General features: G+C 76.1%; 1 protein-coding gene. It reads left to right on the forward strand.

The features are described 5' to 3' along the window. Positions 1–1,215, forward strand: a 1,215-nt coding sequence (locus CLM62_RS11800) for a polyketide synthase (RefSeq protein WP_143659022.1), incomplete at both ends; no start/stop codon positions are given.

Here is a 1,215-nt window from a genome sequence, read left to right on the forward strand (position 1 = left end):
CCGGCCCGTGCGCACCGACCGGGGCGGCGCGTCGGTCGGCGCCTACCTGGACGACGTGGGGGACGACGAACCCGGCGAGTCGGGGATCCCGGACGACACCGCACCGGCCGTCGACCCGCAGGAGCGGCTGCTGCTGGCGACGGTGCGCGCCTGCCTGGAGAACGCGGCCGTGCGCGCGGACCGGCTCGCCGCGGCCGGCCCGGTGGGCGTTTTCACCGGAGCGATGTGGCACGACCACGCAAGGGGACGCGACACCGCCCCGGACGGCACGGCCGCGGTGCCCACCGGCACGGGACTGGCCCACCGGGTGTCGCACGTCTTCGACTTCAGCGGCCCCAGCCTGGTGGTGGACTCCGGCTGCGCCTCGGGCCTCGCCGCGGTCGAGGCCGCCGTACGGTCGCTGCGTACCGGGCAGTGCACGGCCGCCGTGGCGGCCGGGGCGAACCTCGTCCTGGACCCCTCGCACCTGGAGTTCCTCGCGCAGGCCGGACTGCTCGCCGAGTCCGCCGACTCCCGCCCCTTCTCCGACCGCTCGGACGGCTGGATCCCGGGTGAGGGCATCGGCGCCGTCCTCCTCAAACCCCTGGCCCGTGCCCTGGCCGACGGCGACCCGGTGCACGCGGTGGTGCGCGGCGGTGCGTGCCGCCACTCGGGGCGCACCCGCGACTACGGAATGCCCGGTCCGGAACGTCTGGAAGAGACGGTACGGGCGGCGCTGGCCGACGCCGGACTGAGCGTCGACGCCATCGGGTACGTCGAGACGTCGGCGACCGGTGCGGCCCTGAACGATGCCCTCGAACTCGACGTACTGGGCAGGGTGTTCGGCGACCGGCCGCGACCGCTTCCGGTGGGCTCGGTGAAGGGCGTCCTCGGGCACATGGAGGCCGCCTCCGGGTTCGGCCAGCTGGCCCGGGTGCTCGCCCAGTTCCGGCGCGGCAGGCTCCTGCCGACGCCCGTGCCGGATACCGGCGGCGACGGGACGCTCGCGGGCGGGGGCGGCCGGGTGCGCCTGGTGCGCGCGGAGGAGGACGCGCACCCGCCCCGGCGGGTTCTCGTCAACAGCTTCGCCGGCACGGGCGGTTACGTCAGCCTCGTCGTCGAGGCCCCACCGCCGCGCACCACCGCGCCCGCACCGGACGGCCCGGTGACCCTTCCGCTGAGCGCCGACACGCCCACCGAGTTGACCCGGTACGCGCTGCGGCTTGCGGCCTTCCT

The organism is Streptomyces sp. SA15 (assembly GCF_002291145.1).
Classification (GTDB): Bacteria; Actinomycetota; Actinomycetes; order Streptomycetales; family Streptomycetaceae; genus Streptomyces.